Below are 16465 nucleotides of genomic sequence, written 5' to 3'. Positions count from 1 at the left end.
CTCCCTTCCGGGCCTGACCAGGTTCGCCTGCTAGTGTTGCGAGAGGACCAATAAGACTACCATTGAGGGCCTTGGTTGGCGCGGGAGGGATTATCTCTACTTTTGCTCTGTTATTCAAGGGATAATCTAAAAAGAAAGTGCGATTGCATACTTCATATACAATCGCGGTGCATTTAGCTGTTTTAGTGCGTATTAATTGGTCTCTAACTGCGCTTTTATATTACGAAGTGCTGCTTTTACTTTTTTCATGTTTTCTGGACCCATGCGTAAAAGTTGTTTTTGAGCAGCAGGTAATTGCTCCCACTCCGAAAATGCATACTGATACGTTACTGAATCGCGAAGTAGCGGTAACTCACCTTCAAGCTCTGGTGTATCGAGTAATAAATCGATAGCATCTTCCAAGGTTTGATTAAACTCATCATCACCGTAGCCAATTTCACTGTAAGCATTATTTATAAGTGGCTTGTACTCTTCGTACATACGCACAGCTTGTGCTGCACTCATACTCGTAAATATTTTTACGTACGGTGTGTAACGCTCATAACTATTAGGGTTTATTGTTAGAATATCCCCTTCATTTACGCTAAACGCCTCTTCAGGTTGAACAACAGGCGTGTGTTTTTTAGCTACTTTGCCTTTAGCCAAGTTATCTACAAATACCACACCACGGCGAATTACATCGTCGGTTACCATTAAGCTCATTACTGAGTCGCTTAGGTACTCGTCCATTTTAGCAACAACAACCGCATCACTTTCGTTAAGCGTTGGTAATGGTTTTACTTCAGGCACCGGCTCACTTGGGCTTTGTGCTGGCACTTCAAGCTCTGCTGGCTTTTCTGGCATAACTGATGGTGCGTCAACTACGGGATCGTTTTCAGGTTTAAGCTCCATCATTGGTTGCTCTTTTGGCGCTTGCTCTACCTCTGTGCGTGTTTGTGGCTCATCACTTGGCTTTAATAGTACAAACGCGGCTGCGCACACAACTATTATTAAAATAATAACGGCGAAAAGAAAATTGTTATTAGGCGGACGTTTTTGAACATCTGACGCTTCTGGTTTATCTGACATACAAACTCCATAAAAATTAAAAGTGCGTTATCACTCAGAGTACTCTGAATGGAAAAAATTCATTATGAGTAGTAACTATAAATACATAACTATTTTAGCTTACAAATATAAACATAAGCTTACTGTACTTACTACTACTCAGTTATCCTTTGATTCTTCTAGCTTAAAGGCTTACAGTTAATAAATAAAGTAAAGACGTTGAACAGTTTAAACACCAATATGAAAATCAAGCAAGTCGATCCAGAAAAACCCAAAATAGCCCTATTATTAACGGGCGGTGGCGCACGAGCTGCTTATCAAGTGGGTGTACTTAAAGCGCTCGCTCATAGCATGCCGCGTACAGCTCCATTACCGTTTAGAGTAATAAATGGCACCTCTGCTGGGGCTATTAACTCTGCGGCTTTAGCATGTTACGCCTCTTGTGCACATTTAGCTGTACGAAAACTTGAATCAGTTTGGAAAAACTTTTCGACCTCGATGGTTTATAAAAGTGACTTCTTAAGCGTATTTGGTCATATTGCGCGTAATATTTTAACTAGCTTTCAGTCAGAGCATATTAATCACCCACCAGCGAGTTTGCTAAATAACCGCCCACTACGTGGTTTGCTCAATGAGATTTTAGACTTGCACCGGATAGAGCGTAACTTACACCGTAATTATTTAGATGCGCTGTCTATTACAGCTTCTAGTTATACGACGGGCGACTCTGTTGCGTTTTTTCAATCAAATACGCAAACACCATGGCAACGCGCTAAACGCGAAGGCCAAGCCACTCGTATTAACGTTGAGCATTTAATGGCGTCGAGTGCTATTCCTATGGTGTTTCCAAGTGTAAATATTTATAACCATTACTTTGGTGATGGCTCTATACATCAGCTTTCTCCCTTGAGTCCCTCGATTCATTTAGGTGCTGAAAAAATATTTATTATTGGGGTCGACCAGCCTAAAGAGCTTCACCCACCGGGTTATTCGCCGCATTACCCTGGCTTATCAGCTGTTGCAGGGCATTTACTTGATAGCGTATTTACCGACACTATGCAGTCGGATTTAGAGCGACTGGAACGCGTTAACCGCACTTTAGGATTACTACCCGCTCGTGATAAACATCAAGAACTTAAGCAAATTGATACCTTTGTTATTAACCCTTCGCAAAACTTTAACGCCATTGCCGCGCAATATTACGACGATATGCCGTGGGCGATTAAAGTATTACTGCGTACAATCGGTGTTAAAAAACATTCGCAATCGAGTTTGACCAGTTACCTATTGTTTGAAAAACGCTATACCCAACATTTAATGCAAATTGGCTATGAAGATGGCATGGCGCTGTTGCCTAAAATGCGTGAGTTTTTAGAGTTAGATTAAGTCAAAACAAGCACATTATTCTATCCCGTCGAGCAGGTAGTGCTCTACCCGCTCAACACGCCTTGGTTTACCTTGTAGTACTAAAACGTCGTTAGGTAACAAGGTTGTTTGCGCTGATGGCGTGTCTATTTCGGATCCTTCTCTGCGAAGTGCTTTTACGAGTACTCGCCGCTTTTCTAAATTTAGATCTTCAATTGTTTTACTCACGGCATAAGCTTGCTTGGGCAATGCTACAACGTGTAAATATTCTAATCGGTCGGTTGAGGCATCTTCGCTATCTTTAAAATACCCTGCGTAAAAACTTTGCATTAATGGATAACGATTACGTCGCTCTTTACTTACTCGGCGAACAATACGTGTCATGGGTACGCCCGACATAGACAACACATGCGACACGAGCATTAAGCTCGCCTCTAACGACTCGGGCACCACTTCGGTTACACCTAGCGCTTTTAAATAATCGAGCTGGCTGTCGTCACGAGTCCTAATAAGTATTTTAACGTTAGGTGCTATTTGCTTTATGGCATCAATAACAACTTGCGCGTGATCAAACTCAGTAAAAGTAATAATCACCAACCGAGCTCGCTCTACTCCTGCGCACTTTAAAATATCTTTTTGCTTAACATAACCAAATATTACAGGCTCGNCGCCAGCCGCTTTGCCTTCTTGTACAAGTATTGGATTACTTTCGATGGCAACGTAGTCTATTGCTTCGGGCTTTAAAAAACGCGCTATAGTTTGTCCAACACGCGAAAAACCACAAATAACAACATGATCGCTATAAAGTGTACTACTTTGTGGCTCACTCTCCAGCGCTAAACTTGGCCGATCGAGTATGCCCAAACGATTTAAAATAAATGGCGTTTTATCAATCAAAAATGGTGTAAATGCCATTGAAAGCACACCCAGTGCAATTAAAAATGAAGCTTGCTCTGAATTTAATAACTGGTGCTGACCAGCAAGTGCGATAAGTACAAAACCAAATTCTCCCATTTGCCACAACATAATGCCACAGGCGAGTGAATCTTGGTTTCGTTCATGCATTAGCCGCGCACTAAGTGCTACTACCGTAATTTTTAATATGAGTAACCCAAGCAATGCGCCGATAATTATTACTATGTGCGCCAGTACAAATAAAATATCTAGCTGCATACCCACAGTTACAAAAAACAGCCCCATTAATATATCGCGAAATGGACGTATATCGGCCTCTAACTGATGCCTATAATGGCTCTCACCTAACATCATTCCCGCTAAAAATGCGCCCAATGCCATAGACAAGCCAAACATATACGTTAAAAAGCCCGCAAATAGCGCTACTAATATAGTGGTAAGTACAAACAATTCATCGGTTCGTACTTGCGCTATTTCTTTAAATACAATGGGCAATACCCATTTACCAATTGCCCAAAGGAGCACACATACAAATGCACCTTTACTTAGGGCAAAGGCTAAAGCCCAGACAATACTTTGTGAGTCGCTTGATGCAAATAAGGGAAGTATTATTAATAGAGGAACAACAGCAATATCTTGAAAAAGCAGCACACCAACGGCTAACTGCCCTCGTCGCTGATTAAGCTCACCCGTCTCTTTTAATAGCTTAACAACCACCGCAGTTGAAGAAAGCGCCATAATTGTGCCAATAGTAAAGCTGGTGAGTAGGGAAAAGTCTAAACAATATAAGATAATAATGAAGAGTAAGCTGGTTATGCCTACTTGCAGAGATCCCAGTCCAAATACTAGGTTTCGCATTGCCATTAACCGCGAGATAGAAAACTCTAACCCCAAACTAAATAACAAAAAGACAATACCAAGCTCTGCTACAAACTCTATTTCATGAGATTGCGCTAACCAACCAATACCATGACTACCGGCTAAAACCCCAGTTGCTAGGTACGCTAAAATAGGCGGCAAGCCAATGCGTTTAAAAAACCACACAAAAAGCACTGCCGCTACTAATAAGCCAAAAATTTGAGCATTAATACTTTGCAAATGCAGCCTCGCGCTTAAATTAAACTAGTCGCTTGTAAGTAAATATAGCAACCATATGTTTTTCAGGCAATTTTAAAATATGGCACAAAAATAGCTTAGTTATTGCAAAGTAACACCCTCGGGGGAGTATTTAATGGAAAACGTCCATATTTTGACGCAACGTGTGTCTGGTCGCGGTGACTTTTTGCCGTTTTCGGCTGAACATTCACCAACAAACGAAATAACAGAAACACATAAACTCGTTACAGAGCTACAAACAAGCTTAGTGATTGAGGATGTTTTAGCTATATACGCAAAATTTACAAAACAATTGTTAAATTTTTCTGGTTTACAGTTTCAATCAACATTAGGAACTACACAAACATCAGAAAGTGACACAAATAGTACTCCCTATATTTTTGATTTAGCTATTGGTAATGAACACTTAGGGCAACTAATTTACTTTAGTAAGTTTCCGCTTGGCCAAGCAATTGAGAAAAAATTACATACATTACATACTGCGTTGGTTTATCCACTTCGTAATGCGATGATGTATAACCGCGTACTAAAGCTTGCCACAAAGGATGCGTTAACCGGTTTAAATAATCGTAGTCAATTTAATGACTTTTTACTTCAAAAGCTTGAAAACTGTCGCCGTTATCAACGTCCATTTAGTTTAATGTTGCTTGATTTGGATAACTTTAAACAAGTTAACGACAACTTCGGCCATAAAATTGGTGACGATACACTTAAAGAATTTTCAAAAGTACTGTGTAGTAGTATACGCGGCACTGATTCGGTATTTAGATTTGGTGGTGATGAGTTTGCTTTACTTATTGAAGACCCTGAGTTTACAACTAATAAAGTGATTGCTGAGCGTATAATGTGCTTAGTAAGAAAATCGCCATTAATGTCTAAGTATAAAGTAACAACCAGTATTGGTTTTACTTTAGCTAACAGCCAAGATTGCGAAACTGAGATATTTGCTCGAGTAGATAAAGGTTTATACAAAGCAAAGGCATCAGGTAGAAACTGCGCAAAAGCATATTAGCCTTTACTTAACTGCATTAAATAAAAAAGCCTAGCTTCCCCCGCTAGGCTTTGCACTTACCAATTTATAAATAAACAACGCAGCACAAAAACCAAAAAAGAACCCGCTAATTAAATTAAGTAATGCAGTAATAGTCGCAAGCGGTGTAAATAATACTAAAAGCAGTGGCAGGCTCACGCCTAAAATAAAAAACAATCCACCTTTACCTAACCAATAAGCTAATAAAAGTACTGCAGATGCAATCCCACCAGCGACTGCATAACCTAACGTAACTATATTTAACTCAAGTAAAACATTAGCGATAACAGCAATAAGCGCTGTTATTAGCATACCCATTGGCGCTTTTGTTACTAACGATAAGCCAACATGCGGCTGTTTACTCATTTATTTACACTCCCAAAAAATACCATTTTCATCAACATGCTTAGCACTTATAAAATAACCAACCACTTGAACTAATTCATCATTATAAAAAATAAGTGGCACACTGGCGCGTAGCCACGGCGCTATTTTTGCATCTTTAAACCAATGCTTAACTGTATTACTACCAGGCTTTTTAAGTGGTTTTATACGCGCACTATTGCAATTAAAGCGCACTATTACTTGCTCATTAGCGTGTGGAGGTCTTACACCGCTACCAGCCCTTTTAATTAATAAACGCCCATCAGCAAGTTTTAGTTCTGAATGATTCAGCTCTGTATCTGTTAATACTTCACTTGGTGTTACAAAATACAAATAACCTTGATGCCGGTGTATTTGTCCATCTAGCAAGTCGATACGCATCTGTGAGTCGTTTTTTGCGCACATTGCTTGATTAATAATTTGCTCAAGTTGCTTTTGCGATGGCATCACTTGAGTAAATAGTGCAAGCCACGCACGTACTATATTTGCAATGCGCGCTGCGCTGTATTCACTTATTTGGCTAATGCACAGTGCTTGATGCTCGTTAACACACTTATTTAAATCAAGCTGGGTATATTCATCAAGTAGATTTTGTTGTTGCTGTAGTAGCTCAATACTTCGTGCAGTGCATTGCTCAAACCCATTAAAGCGCTCAGCTAACACAGGCACTATTTTTGAGCGTAAAAAGTTACGATCAAAACTTTCATCTGTATTAGAGTCATCGGTTATGTGGCGAATACTAAACTGCGCTGCAAACGCTTCTATATCGCTTCGCTTAACGTTCAACAATGGCCGAAAACATACACGGCCACTTTGCAGCAAACGCTCTTTATACATAGCACCAAGCCCTTTTAAACCCGAGCCACGCTTTAAGCGCAGTAAGAACGTTTCTACTTGGTCGTTTAAATGTTGGCCCAGTAAAATAATGCTGCCTTGTGGGCTTAGTTCATCAAGCGCTTTATAACGGGCGTCGCGTGCTTGGGCTTCAAGACTTGTGCGCGACTGCTGATCAATGACAACTTTCGCAGCTTCAAAAGGCACACTAAGCTCAATACATACGTTTTTGCAAAAGCGTTGCCAGTCATCAGCATACTGGCTCAAGCCATGGTGAACATAAATAGCCGAGACATTAATTGCAGGGTTATCTGCTTTTAAAGTGCGCATTAAATGCAACAACACCACAGAATCAACGCCACCAGAGAGCGCCACTGCAAAAGCAGTGTTGCCTTGCTCAATATAGCTATTTAGTGATTTTTTTAATTGCTGATAAATTGCTGATTTATGCATATGGGCGCACTTTAATATAAAAACTCTGAACATTTTAAAGCAAAAAAGCCGCATAAGCGGCTTTTTTTTAACATTTAATGCGTTTAGCAATAACCAAACGACATTAAACGTTTGTAACGTTGGTCAAGCATTTCTTCAAGCGTAAGCGCTTGAAGATCAGCTAAGTCACGTTTTAGGCGTTCTTTTAAGTTACGTGCCATACCATCGTAATTGCGGTGCGCTCCACCTAGAGGTTCATCAATTAAATTACTGATTAAATCTAGTTCTTTCACGCGCTCTGCAGTTACACCCATAGCTTCTGCTGCAAGTGGTGCTTTGTCGGCGCTTTTCCAAAGAATTGACGCACAACCTTCAGGCGAAATTACAGAATAAGTACTGTACTGCAACATGTTAACTCTGTCGCCAACACCAATTGCTAATGCACCACCTGAACCGCCTTCGCCTATAACCGTACATATTGTCGGCACTTTAAGTGTCGCCATTACTTTTAAGTTACGTGCGATTGCTTCAGATTGACCACGCTCTTCAGCGCCAACACCTGGGTATGCACCCGGTGTGTCGATAAAAGTCATGATTGGCATTTTAAAACGCTCAGCCATTTCCATTAAGCGTAATGCTTTACGGTAACCTTCTGGCTTTGGCATACCAAAGTTGCGTTTAATTTTTTCAGCAGTGTCACGGCCTTTTTGTTGGCCAATAACCATTACTGGTTCGCCATCTAAACGCGCAACGCCACCTAAAATAGCCGGATCGTTAGCAAAAGTACGATCGCCAGCAAACTCGTCAAATTCCGTGAAAATGCGCTCGATATAATCTCGAGTGTAAGGACGCAACGGATGACGTGCTAACTGTGATACTTGCCAAGCGCCTAAATTAGAAAAAATCTCCTGTTTTTGTTTGGCACTTTTTTCTTTTAGTTTGCTGACTTCCTCTTCTAACTCAAGGTCTAATTCGCCAGCGCGGCTTATATTTTGTAATTCTTCAATTTTTGCTTCTAATTCTGCAATTGGAAGCTCAAAATCAAGATAATTGAGGCTCATGCTCTAAACTACCTAATTAGTTAAATTCTAGTTCTACATCTTGCGCTGCCATTAATGATAACTTATGTATTAAGTCGTCACTTGGCGTAACACACCATTCGATCCCAAGAGTTAATTGAGCCAACGCATCTGGACGTTGGTAATAAACCTTGATCGGACACGTTCCCATTTTATAGGGTTCGAGTACTTTTTGTAATTTATCGAAGAAACCTGCCTCGACTTGCACCATGTTCAGCGTCATTTTAATCGCTTTAATACGTTTTTCACGCGCTTGAGCAATGGTGTTTATTTCTCTGGCGGTCATTGTAATACCACCGGAGAAGTTATCAAAGCTGACCTGTCCAGATATTACCAAGATATTGTTAACTTGGAGCATATCTTGGTACTTTTCAAACTCGTCTGAATACAAGCGTACATCAATCCGTGCACTCTTGTCATCTAAAGTTACTAAGGCCCAACGATTTCCTTTTTTATTAATTAATACCCTTGAAGCAATCACTAAACCTGCGGCCGTTGCAAATACATCACGGTTAGTTGGCTGTAAATCAACTATTTTCCCGCTGGTATAATGCCTAAGCTCACGTCGGTACTGATTTATCGGGTGCCCAGTTAAATAAAGGCCTAACGTTTCTTTTTCACCATCTAACCATTCGTTATCGGTGAGTCCCGTGGCTTTAATAAAGGCTTGTTCAACTTCGTCAGGCTCGGTGGCTAATAAACCAAACAAATCACTTTGCCCTAATAGCTCAGCTTTGTTGTGTTGATCAGCTGCACGCATTGCATCTTTTAAACTGGCCAGTAATGTAGCACGTCCAGATTGGGTTTTTTCTGGCCCTAAATTATCTAGTGCACCTGAGTAAATTAATTTTTCAGTGACGCGTTTATTTAAGCGTTTTAAATCAACTCGGGCACAAAAATCAAATAAATCTTTAAATGGGCCACCTTTCGCACGTGCTTCTAGGATTGCATCAACCGGTGCTTCACCCACGCCTTTAATAGCGCCGATGCCGTAAACAATTTCACCTTGTAGGTTTACTGTAAACTTAAACTCACCTGCATTTACGTCTGGCGGCAATAAAGTGAGCTTCATGTTTTCACATTCGTCCACCAAAATAACTATTTTGTCGGTGTTATCCATATCGGCCGACATTACCGCAGCCATAAATTCAGCAGGATGATGCGTTTTCATCCACAGCGTTTGATACGAAACGAGTGCATATGCCGCTGAGTGAGATTTATTAAATCCGTAACCTGCGAATTTTTCTACCAAGTCGAAAATTTTTATCGCGAGCTCGCCGTCAATGCCATTATTTCTTGCGCCATCTTCAAACGTTGAACGCTGCTTTGCCATTTCTTCGGGTTTTTTCTTACCCATTGCACGACGCAGCATGTCGGCGCCACCTAGCGTGTAGCCTGCTAGTACTTGCGCAATTTGCATTACTTGCTCTTGATACAAGATAATACCGTAGGTTGGATCAAGTATTGGTTTTAAGCTTTCGTGCTGATATTGCGCATCTGGGTATGAGATTTCTTCTCGGCCTAATTTTCGGTCGATAAAGTTATCTACCATGCCTGATTGCAGCGGACCTGGTCGGAACAAGGCCACAAGTGCAATCATATCTTCAAAGCAGTCGGGTTTAAGTCGGCGTACTAAGTCTTTCATACCGCGCGATTCTAGCTGAAATACAGCGGTCGTTTCGGCGCGAAGTAGTAGCTCAATACTTTTTTTATCATCCAGTGGAATAGTGTTTATATCGACAGGGTCTTTACCTTGGCGCTCCATGCGCACATTGGTCATATCGACCGCCCACTGCAATATAGTCAGTGTACGTAAACCCAAGAAATCGAACTTAACTAAGCCTGCCGTTTCTACGTCATTTTTATCAAACTGTGTGACCGGAAACTTACCTTCGTCATCGCAATAAAGCGCGGCAAAGTCGGTAATAGTGGTTGGCGATATTACTACGCCACCCGCATGTTTACCGGCGTTACGTGTACACCCTTCAAGGATGCGACACATGTCGATTAAATCTTTTACTTCGTTGTCGCCATCGTAGGCTTCTTGCAAGCGTGGTTCTATATCAAACGCTTTAGCAAGCGTCATCCCAGGATCGCCTGGAATCATTTTTGAAATACGATCAACAAACCCATAAGGATGCCCAAGCACTCGCCCTACATCGCGTATTACCGCTTTTGCAGCCATAGTACCAAAGGTAATAATTTGCGATACGGCGTTTCGACCATACAAAGCCGACACGTGATCAATTACCTCGTCACGTCTATCCATACAGAAATCGACGTCGAAATCGGGCATTGATACACGTTCTGGATTCAAAAATCGCTCAAAAAGCAAGTCGAATTCAAGTGGATCCAAATCGGTAATTTTAAGTGCGTACGCAACTAACGAACCCGCACCTGAACCACGACCAGGTCCAACAGGGATATTGTTATCTTTACTCCACTGAATAAACTCCATTACGATTAAGAAGTAACCGGGGAATCCCATTTGGTTAATTACGCCAAGCTCTATATCAAGTCGCTCGTCGTATTCAACACGTTTTACTTTTCGCTCTTCTTCATCGGGGAATAAAAACTGTAATCGCTCTTCAAGACCGTCTTCTGACACTTTAACTAAAAACTCATCAATCTTAAGTGAGCCAGTTGGGTAATCAGGTAAAAAGTAAGTCCCTAGCTGAACCGTTACATTACAACGTTTAGCTATTTCTACGGTATTTTGTAGCGCTTCTGGAATATCGCTAAACAGCTCAGCCATTTGCTCTGATGTTTTTAGATATTGTTCTTCAGAGAATCGCTTAGGGCGGCGTTTATCATCAAGCGTGTAGCCGTCAAAAATAGCAACGCGAATTTCGTGCGCTTCAAAGTTTTCTGGCTTCAAAAATACTACTTCGTTGGTAGCTACAACAGGTAACTGCTCTTTGGTAGCAAGCTCTACCGCCATGTGTAAGTAGTCTTCTTCAAGCGGTCGGTTAGTGCGAACTAGCTCAAGGTAGTAGTTATCGCTAAAATGCTGCTTGTAAAAACTAACTACCGATTCAATGACACTTGGGTTATTTTTTAATAACGCTTTACCTAAGTCACCGTCTTTAGCGCCAGAGAGAATAATTAAGCCCGTTTTATGTTCCACCAGCCATTCTCGGTCAATCACTGGCCGATGAAACACATGCCCACGCTGATACGCTTTAGATATTAACAAGGTAATATTTTTATAGCCGTCGTTGTCTTTGGCTAATATGGTTAAGCGGCTTGGCTCGTCAGGAAATTCAGGACTACGAACCCAAAAATCTGCCCCCACAATAGGCTTAATACCGGCGTTATGCGTGGCGCCATAAAAGCGCACTAAGCCACAAAAGTTCATTTGGTCGGTAATCGCAATGGCAGGCATTTGCAGCTCTTGTGCTTTAGCGACTATCGGCTTTGTTTTAGCAAGGCCATCAACCATCGAAAAGTCTGAATGAACTCTTAAATGAACAAAATCAGGAGCAGCCATGCTTAGCCCTCACCATTGGCTTNNNCTTGCGCCAAAACGCGCTGCACAGGTTTAAAGCTTTTACGATGCTCGTCAATTGCACCGTACTGTTCAAGCGCTGCAAAGTGCGCTTTTGTTGGATACCCTTTGTGCCCTGCAAAACCATATTCTGGGTGGCGTTTATCAAGCTCAAGCATTTCGTCATCGCGCGCTACTTTAGCTAAAATAGACGCTGCTGAAATTTCGGCCACTAAGCTATCACCTTTAACAACAGCTTGTGCTGGCATAGTGAGTTTTGGCAATCGATTACCATCTATAAATACAAATTCAGGTTGTGTGCTTAATGCCTCTACTGCGCGGGTCATGGCAAGCATAGTCGCGTGCAGAATATTTAACTCATCAATTTCAGTTGGGTTGCAACGACCATATGCGTAACACAATGCTTTTTCTTTTATTTCAATTGCGAGTGCTTGGCGTTTTTTATCTGTTAATTTTTTAGAATCTGCTAAGCCTGCAATAGGTTTTGAAGGATCTAAAATAACGGCGGNTACGTCGCCAACAAGTGGGCCGCGCCCTACTTCATCTACACCGGCAATTAAGGCTACGTTAGGTCTATCAATTTGCATTTATTAACTCCGCCACAGCATTTGCTGCTTGTTCGCTGGCATTTAATCTAATTTTTTCGTGAATAGCTAAAAAGCGTGCTTTTAGCGCTTTGTTATCAGTATTAAGCATAGGGGTAAGCGCGTTTGTTAAGTTAGTCACATTACACTCACTTTGTAAAAACTCAGGCACTAGCTCTTCGTCGGCTAATAAATTAGGTAGCGAAAAGTACTTAATATTAAACGTAAATAAAGTTTTAAAAATCCAATAGCTCAAAGGCTTTATTTTATAGCCCACAACCATTGGCTTTTTATAAAGCATGCCTTCGAGTGTTGCAGTGCCCGAGGCTAATAAAATAGCATCAGCAGCTTGCATCGCTAATTTAGATTGCCCATCAAGCAGGTTAACATTAAGGTTTGGCGCGGTAGCGTTTAATATATCACTAAACTGCGCTTTGCGTTTTTCGTTAACCAACGGAACCACAATTTTAAGATTGGGGTTTTTAGCTTGCAGCTCTGCAGCTGTTTTAATGTAAGTCTCGCTTAGCAAACCAACTTCAGAGCCTCGACTACCAGGAAGTAACGCCAGTACTTTGTCATCAAGGCTTAAGCCTAACTCTTCACGCGCTTTACTGTCGTCGTGCTCAAGCGCTATATCGTCTGCCAAAGTATGACCCACAAATGTACAAGACACTTGGTGTTTATCGTAAAACTCTTTTTCAAATGGCAGTAACGCAAGCACTAAGTTAGTGGCTGCACTTATTGTATGTATACGCTTTTCGCGCCACGCCCAAACAGACGGACTTACATACTGTACTGTTTTAATGCCCGCATCTTTAAGTGGCTTTTCAACACGTAAGTTAAAATCGGGTGCATCTATACCAATAAATACATCAGGTGGGTTATCTACAAAATGCTGCACGAGTTGTTTACGTATTTTAAGCAAACGCCGCAAACGCCCTAGCACCTCAACAAGCCCCATTACCGAAAGCTCATCCATGTCGTAAAGTGTTTTACAGCCCTGCGCTTGCATTTTAGGTCCTGCTATTCCTTCAAAAATGGCGTCCGGAAAATGTTTTTTAAGGGCTTTAATTAAACCTTCACCTAAAATATCGCCCGACAGTTCACCTGCCACAATACCAATTCGTAGTTGTTTTTTATCTTTATTCATTTGATTTTATTTCACAAGTAAATCAGGCGTTCATGCTTGTTAGTTTACCGTGTTTTACTGTTTGGTTAAACGCTTTAAATAACTGGTTTTTTATCACGTAAGTTAAGGCTTTATGTTGTTTGTTTTTAATACTGATGTAGCATAGGAAATATATATTAAGTTTTACTAATATGTATGTTGACAAAAATTGCACAAAAGTAAATACTATTACAAACTTTCAGTAATTACTGAAAGTTCATTAAACCTTAACTTTGCCAATTAAATGTTGCCCTGTTAATCCGTCACTCTCAAGGAGCCAATAATGATAGATGAAACCTTTGTGGATCTATCGCGATTACAGTTTGCTGTTACCGCTCTCTTTCATTTCTTATTCGTACCGTTAACGATAGGTATGACCTGGATTTTAGTTATTATGGAATCGGTTTATGTTATGACCGGTCGCGAAATTTATCGTGATATGACTAAGTTTTGGGGAAAATTGTTTGGTATTAACTTTGCAATTGGTGTGGCGACAGGCCTTACCATGGAATTTGAGTTTGGTACTAACTGGTCTTATTACTCCCATTACGTAGGTGATGTTTTTGGGGCTCCCCTGGCAATTGAAGGTTTAATGGCATTCTTTTTAGAATCGACCTTTGTAGGTATGTTCTTTTTAGGCTGGGACAGACTCTCTAAACGCCAACATTTAGGTGCAACCTTTTTAATGGCCATTGGTACTAACATGTCGGCGCTGTGGATTTTGATTGCCAACGGTTGGATGCAAAACCCAGTAGGTGCTGAATTTAACTATCAAACCATGCGCATGGAAATGACCAGCTTTGCTGAGCTTGTGTTTAATCCTGTAGCACAAGTTAAGTTTATTCATACCGTATCGGCAGGTTATGTAGCTGCATCTATGTTTGTACTGGGCATAAGTAGTTGGTACATATTAAAAGGTCGTGATTTAGCGTTTGCTAAACGTTCTTTTTCGGTCGCATCGGGCTTTGGTTTAGCATCAATTTTATGTGTAATTTTACTCGGTGACGAATCAGGCTACGAAGTAGGCGAAGTCCAAAAAGTGAAACTTGCCACAATTGAAGCCGAATGGCACACAGAAGAAGCTCCGGCTGCGTTTACCGCATTTGGTTTTCCTGATTCAGAAGAGCAAGTAACACATGCGGCGGTTAAAATACCTTACGCACTTGGGTTAATTGCTACGCGCTCACTAGATGAGCAAGTAACGGGTATTAACGACCTAGAAAAACAACATGAAGTACGTATTCGCAACGGTATGATTGCTTATGAATACCTTACAAAACTCAGAAACGGTGAAGATACGCCAGATAATATTGCCAAATTTAATACTCTAAAAGATGATTTAGGGTATGGCTTGCTACTTAAGCGCTACACACCTGATGTTGTAGATGCTACTGAAGAACAAATTCAAAAAGCTGTTAAAGACTCTTTTCCTAAAGTAGGCCCTATGTTTTGGTCATTTAGGATTATGGTTGCCTGTGGTGTGGCCATGCTAGGTGTATTTATATTGGCATTTTACTACAACGCACACCGCGTTATTGAGCAAAAACGCTGGTTGTTATGGGCTGCCGTATTGAGTATTCCACTACCTTGGATAGCGATTGAGTTTGGCTGGATTGTTGCCGAGTATGGTCGTCAACCTTGGGCTATATCTGAAATACTGCCGACCTTTTTAGCCACGTCGTCACTAACAGTAAACGATATTTTAATTAGCTTAACTGGGTTTATTGTTTTCTATACTGGTTTAGCCATTGTTGAAGGTTGGTTGATGATCCGCTTTGTTAAGCAAGGGCCAAGCTCGCTACATACTGGTAAGTATCATTTTGAATTACAAAACAAAGCGGATAAAACTGAAGGAGAGCAATCATGATTTTTGATTATGAAACATTAAAAATGCTTTGGTGGTTGATCATTGGTGTGCTGCTTATTGGTTTTGCTATTACCGATGGTATGGATATGGGCGTTGCTATGTTGCTTCGCCTCGTTGGTAAAACAGATTCAGAGCGCCGCACAGTAATAAACACAATTGGCCCACATTGGGATGGTAACCAAGTATGGTTTATAACGGCAGGCGGCGCGTTATTTGCGGCGTGGCCTATGGTTTATGCAGCTGCATTTTCGGGCTTTTACTTTGCCATGATGCTAGTACTCTTTGCTTTGTTTTTTAGACCACTTGGATTTGATTACCGCAGTAAAGTAGACTCAAAACGCTGGCGCAATAACTGGGATTGGGGCTTGCTTGCAGGCAGCGCAATTCCAGCATTAGTATTTGGTGTTGCGTTTGGTAATTTATTTTTAGGCGTACCGTTTAATATTGATAACCTTATGCGTGTTAGCTACCAAGGATCATTTTTTGGCTTGCTTAACCCATTTGGATTACTTGCAGGTTTAGTGAGTATTACCATGTTAGTTGCGCATGCGGGTATGTGGTTACAACTTCGTACAGCAAGTGTGGTCGCAGAGCGTTCGGGTCAATATGGTCGCTATTCTCTTATTGTGTTTATCGTGTTATTTGCTGCAGCTGGTTTTTGGGTGGCTAACTTAACGGGTTACCAAGTTGTATCTATGGCTGATACACAAAGTCATGCAGATCCTCTAGCTAAAGTAGTCACTACAGCGCAAGGTGCGTGGCTTAGCAATTACAGTGAACGCCCATGGACTATGACCTTTCCTATTTTAGCGTTTGTAATGGCACTAAGTGCGCTATTGTTTTCTAAATTGAACAAACCAGCACTTGGACTTATTTCAACAAGCTTAATGTTAATTGGCGTGATTATGACGGCCGGTGTTTCACTGTTCCCATTTATTATGCCATCAAGCAATAATCCAAATATTAGCTTAACAATTTGGGATGCGGTATCGAGCCATAAAACGCTCAATGTAATGTTTGTTGCAGTGTGTATTTTTGTTCCACTTATTTTAACTTACACCACCTGGTGTTATGTAAAAATGTGGCGCAGAGTAACGGTTGAAGAAATTGAAAACAACACTCACGGTAGCTACTAA

At 41.0% G+C, this 16465-nt stretch carries 12 protein-coding genes; 4 read left to right on the top strand and 8 right to left on the bottom strand.

Features of this window, described 5'->3' with window-relative positions; all coding sequences use genetic code 11:
* Positions 1 to 192: 192 nt before the first annotated feature.
* Positions 193 to 1068 (bottom strand): DUF3014 domain-containing protein, encoded by an 876-nt coding sequence (locus tag L655_RS0121910; protein ID WP_024606287.1) that lies wholly within the window; start codon positions 1066 to 1068, stop codon positions 193 to 195.
* A 219-nt stretch (positions 1069 to 1287) separates the two neighbouring features.
* Between L655_RS0121910 and L655_RS0121905 the strand changes: the two genes are divergently transcribed.
* Positions 1288 to 2433: a patatin-like phospholipase family protein gene (locus L655_RS0121905; protein ID WP_024606286.1), complete on the top strand. Its 1146-nt coding sequence runs from the start codon at positions 1288 to 1290 to the stop codon at positions 2431 to 2433.
* 15 nt (positions 2434 to 2448) lie between these two features.
* Here the strand turns inward: L655_RS0121905 and L655_RS0121900 are convergent, their stop codons facing one another.
* On the bottom strand, positions 2449 to 4425 hold the full coding sequence (locus L655_RS0121900) for a monovalent cation:proton antiporter-2 (CPA2) family protein (RefSeq protein ID WP_024606285.1): 1977 nt from the start codon (positions 4423 to 4425) through the stop codon (positions 2449 to 2451).
* A gap of 133 nt (positions 4426 to 4558) precedes the next feature.
* On the opposite strand from L655_RS0121900, the gene L655_RS0121895 reads away from it, so the two are divergent.
* Positions 4559 to 5455 carry a GGDEF domain-containing protein gene (locus tag L655_RS0121895; RefSeq protein WP_024606284.1) on the top strand — a complete coding sequence of 299 codons (897 nt, stop codon included), beginning with the start codon at positions 4559 to 4561 and terminating at the stop codon, positions 5453 to 5455.
* Positions 5456 to 5485: 30 nt separating this feature from the next.
* Here L655_RS0121895 and L655_RS0121890 read toward each other — a convergent pair whose 3' ends face one another.
* The 6 genes from L655_RS0121890 to lpxB all read right to left on the bottom strand — a co-directional run bounded on the left by L655_RS0121890 (position 5486) and on the right by lpxB (position 13444).
* A complete protein-coding gene (locus L655_RS0121890) occupies positions 5486 to 5839 on the bottom strand; it encodes a hypothetical protein (RefSeq protein WP_024606283.1) in 354 nt (117 codons plus the stop codon).
* Complete coding sequence (tilS, locus tag L655_RS0121885) at positions 5840 to 7144, bottom strand: tRNA lysidine(34) synthetase TilS (protein ID WP_024606282.1); 1305 nt, start codon at positions 7142 to 7144, stop codon at positions 5840 to 5842.
* 83 nt (positions 7145 to 7227) lie between these two features.
* Positions 7228 to 8184: an acetyl-CoA carboxylase carboxyl transferase subunit alpha gene (gene accA / locus L655_RS0121880; protein ID WP_024599973.1), complete on the bottom strand. Its 957-nt coding sequence runs from the start codon at positions 8182 to 8184 to the stop codon at positions 7228 to 7230.
* A gap of 16 nt (positions 8185 to 8200) precedes the next feature.
* A complete protein-coding gene (gene dnaE / locus L655_RS0121875) occupies positions 8201 to 11692 on the bottom strand; it encodes a DNA polymerase III subunit alpha (protein WP_024606281.1) in 3492 nt (1163 codons plus the stop codon).
* A 2-nt stretch (positions 11693 to 11694) separates the two neighbouring features.
* A complete protein-coding gene (gene rnhB, locus L655_RS0121870; protein WP_024606280.1) occupies positions 11695 to 12297 on the bottom strand; it encodes a ribonuclease HII in 603 nt (200 codons plus the stop codon).
* Positions 12287 to 13444 (bottom strand): lipid-A-disaccharide synthase, encoded by a 1158-nt coding sequence (gene lpxB, locus L655_RS0121865; protein WP_024606279.1) that lies wholly within the window; start codon positions 13442 to 13444, stop codon positions 12287 to 12289. The genes rnhB and lpxB overlap by 11 nt, the downstream gene beginning before the upstream one ends.
* 301 nt (positions 13445 to 13745) lie before the next feature.
* Here lpxB and L655_RS0121860 point away from each other — a divergent pair, with 301 nt between their 5' ends.
* Positions 13746 to 15329 (top strand): cytochrome ubiquinol oxidase subunit I, encoded by a 1584-nt coding sequence (locus L655_RS0121860; RefSeq protein WP_024606278.1) that lies wholly within the window; start codon positions 13746 to 13748, stop codon positions 15327 to 15329.
* Positions 15326 to 16465 (top strand): cytochrome d ubiquinol oxidase subunit II, encoded by a 1140-nt coding sequence (gene cydB, locus L655_RS0121855; RefSeq protein ID WP_024606277.1) that lies wholly within the window; start codon positions 15326 to 15328, stop codon positions 16463 to 16465. Before L655_RS0121860 ends, cydB begins: the two co-directional genes overlap by 4 nt.

The organism is Pseudoalteromonas sp. TAE79 (genome assembly GCF_000498015.1).
Taxonomy (GTDB): domain Bacteria; phylum Pseudomonadota; class Gammaproteobacteria; order Enterobacterales; family Alteromonadaceae; genus Pseudoalteromonas.
The sequence above is the reverse complement of the archived record's forward strand: the minus strand, read 5'-3'. Positions and strand labels throughout refer to the sequence as shown.

Excerpts from the sequence above, each read along its gene's own strand:
- L655_RS0121910 (WP_024606287.1), bottom strand. The coding sequence starts at position 1,068 with ATGTCAGATAAACCAGAAGCGTCAGATGTTCAAAAACGTCCGCCTAAT.
- L655_RS0121905 (WP_024606286.1), top strand. The coding sequence starts at position 1,288 with ATGAAAATCAAGCAAGTCGATCCAGAAAAACCCAAAATAGCCCTATTA.
- L655_RS0121895 (WP_024606284.1), top strand. The coding sequence starts at position 4,559 with ATGGAAAACGTCCATATTTTGACGCAACGTGTGTCTGGTCGCGGTGAC.
- L655_RS0121890 (WP_024606283.1), bottom strand. The coding sequence starts at position 5,839 with ATGAGTAAACAGCCGCATGTTGGCTTATCGTTAGTAACAAAAGCGCCA.
- tilS (WP_024606282.1), bottom strand. The coding sequence starts at position 7,144 with ATGCATAAATCAGCAATTTATCAGCAATTAAAAAAATCACTAAATAGC.
- accA (WP_024599973.1), bottom strand. The coding sequence starts at position 8,184 with ATGAGCCTCAATTATCTTGATTTTGAGCTTCCAATTGCAGAATTAGAA.
- dnaE (WP_024606281.1), bottom strand. The coding sequence starts at position 11,692 with ATGGCTGCTCCTGATTTTGTTCATTTAAGAGTTCATTCAGACTTTTCG.
- lpxB (WP_024606279.1), bottom strand. The coding sequence starts at position 13,444 with ATGAATAAAGATAAAAAACAACTACGAATTGGTATTGTGGCAGGTGAA.
- L655_RS0121860 (WP_024606278.1), top strand. The coding sequence starts at position 13,746 with ATGATAGATGAAACCTTTGTGGATCTATCGCGATTACAGTTTGCTGTT.
- cydB (WP_024606277.1), top strand. The coding sequence starts at position 15,326 with ATGATTTTTGATTATGAAACATTAAAAATGCTTTGGTGGTTGATCATT.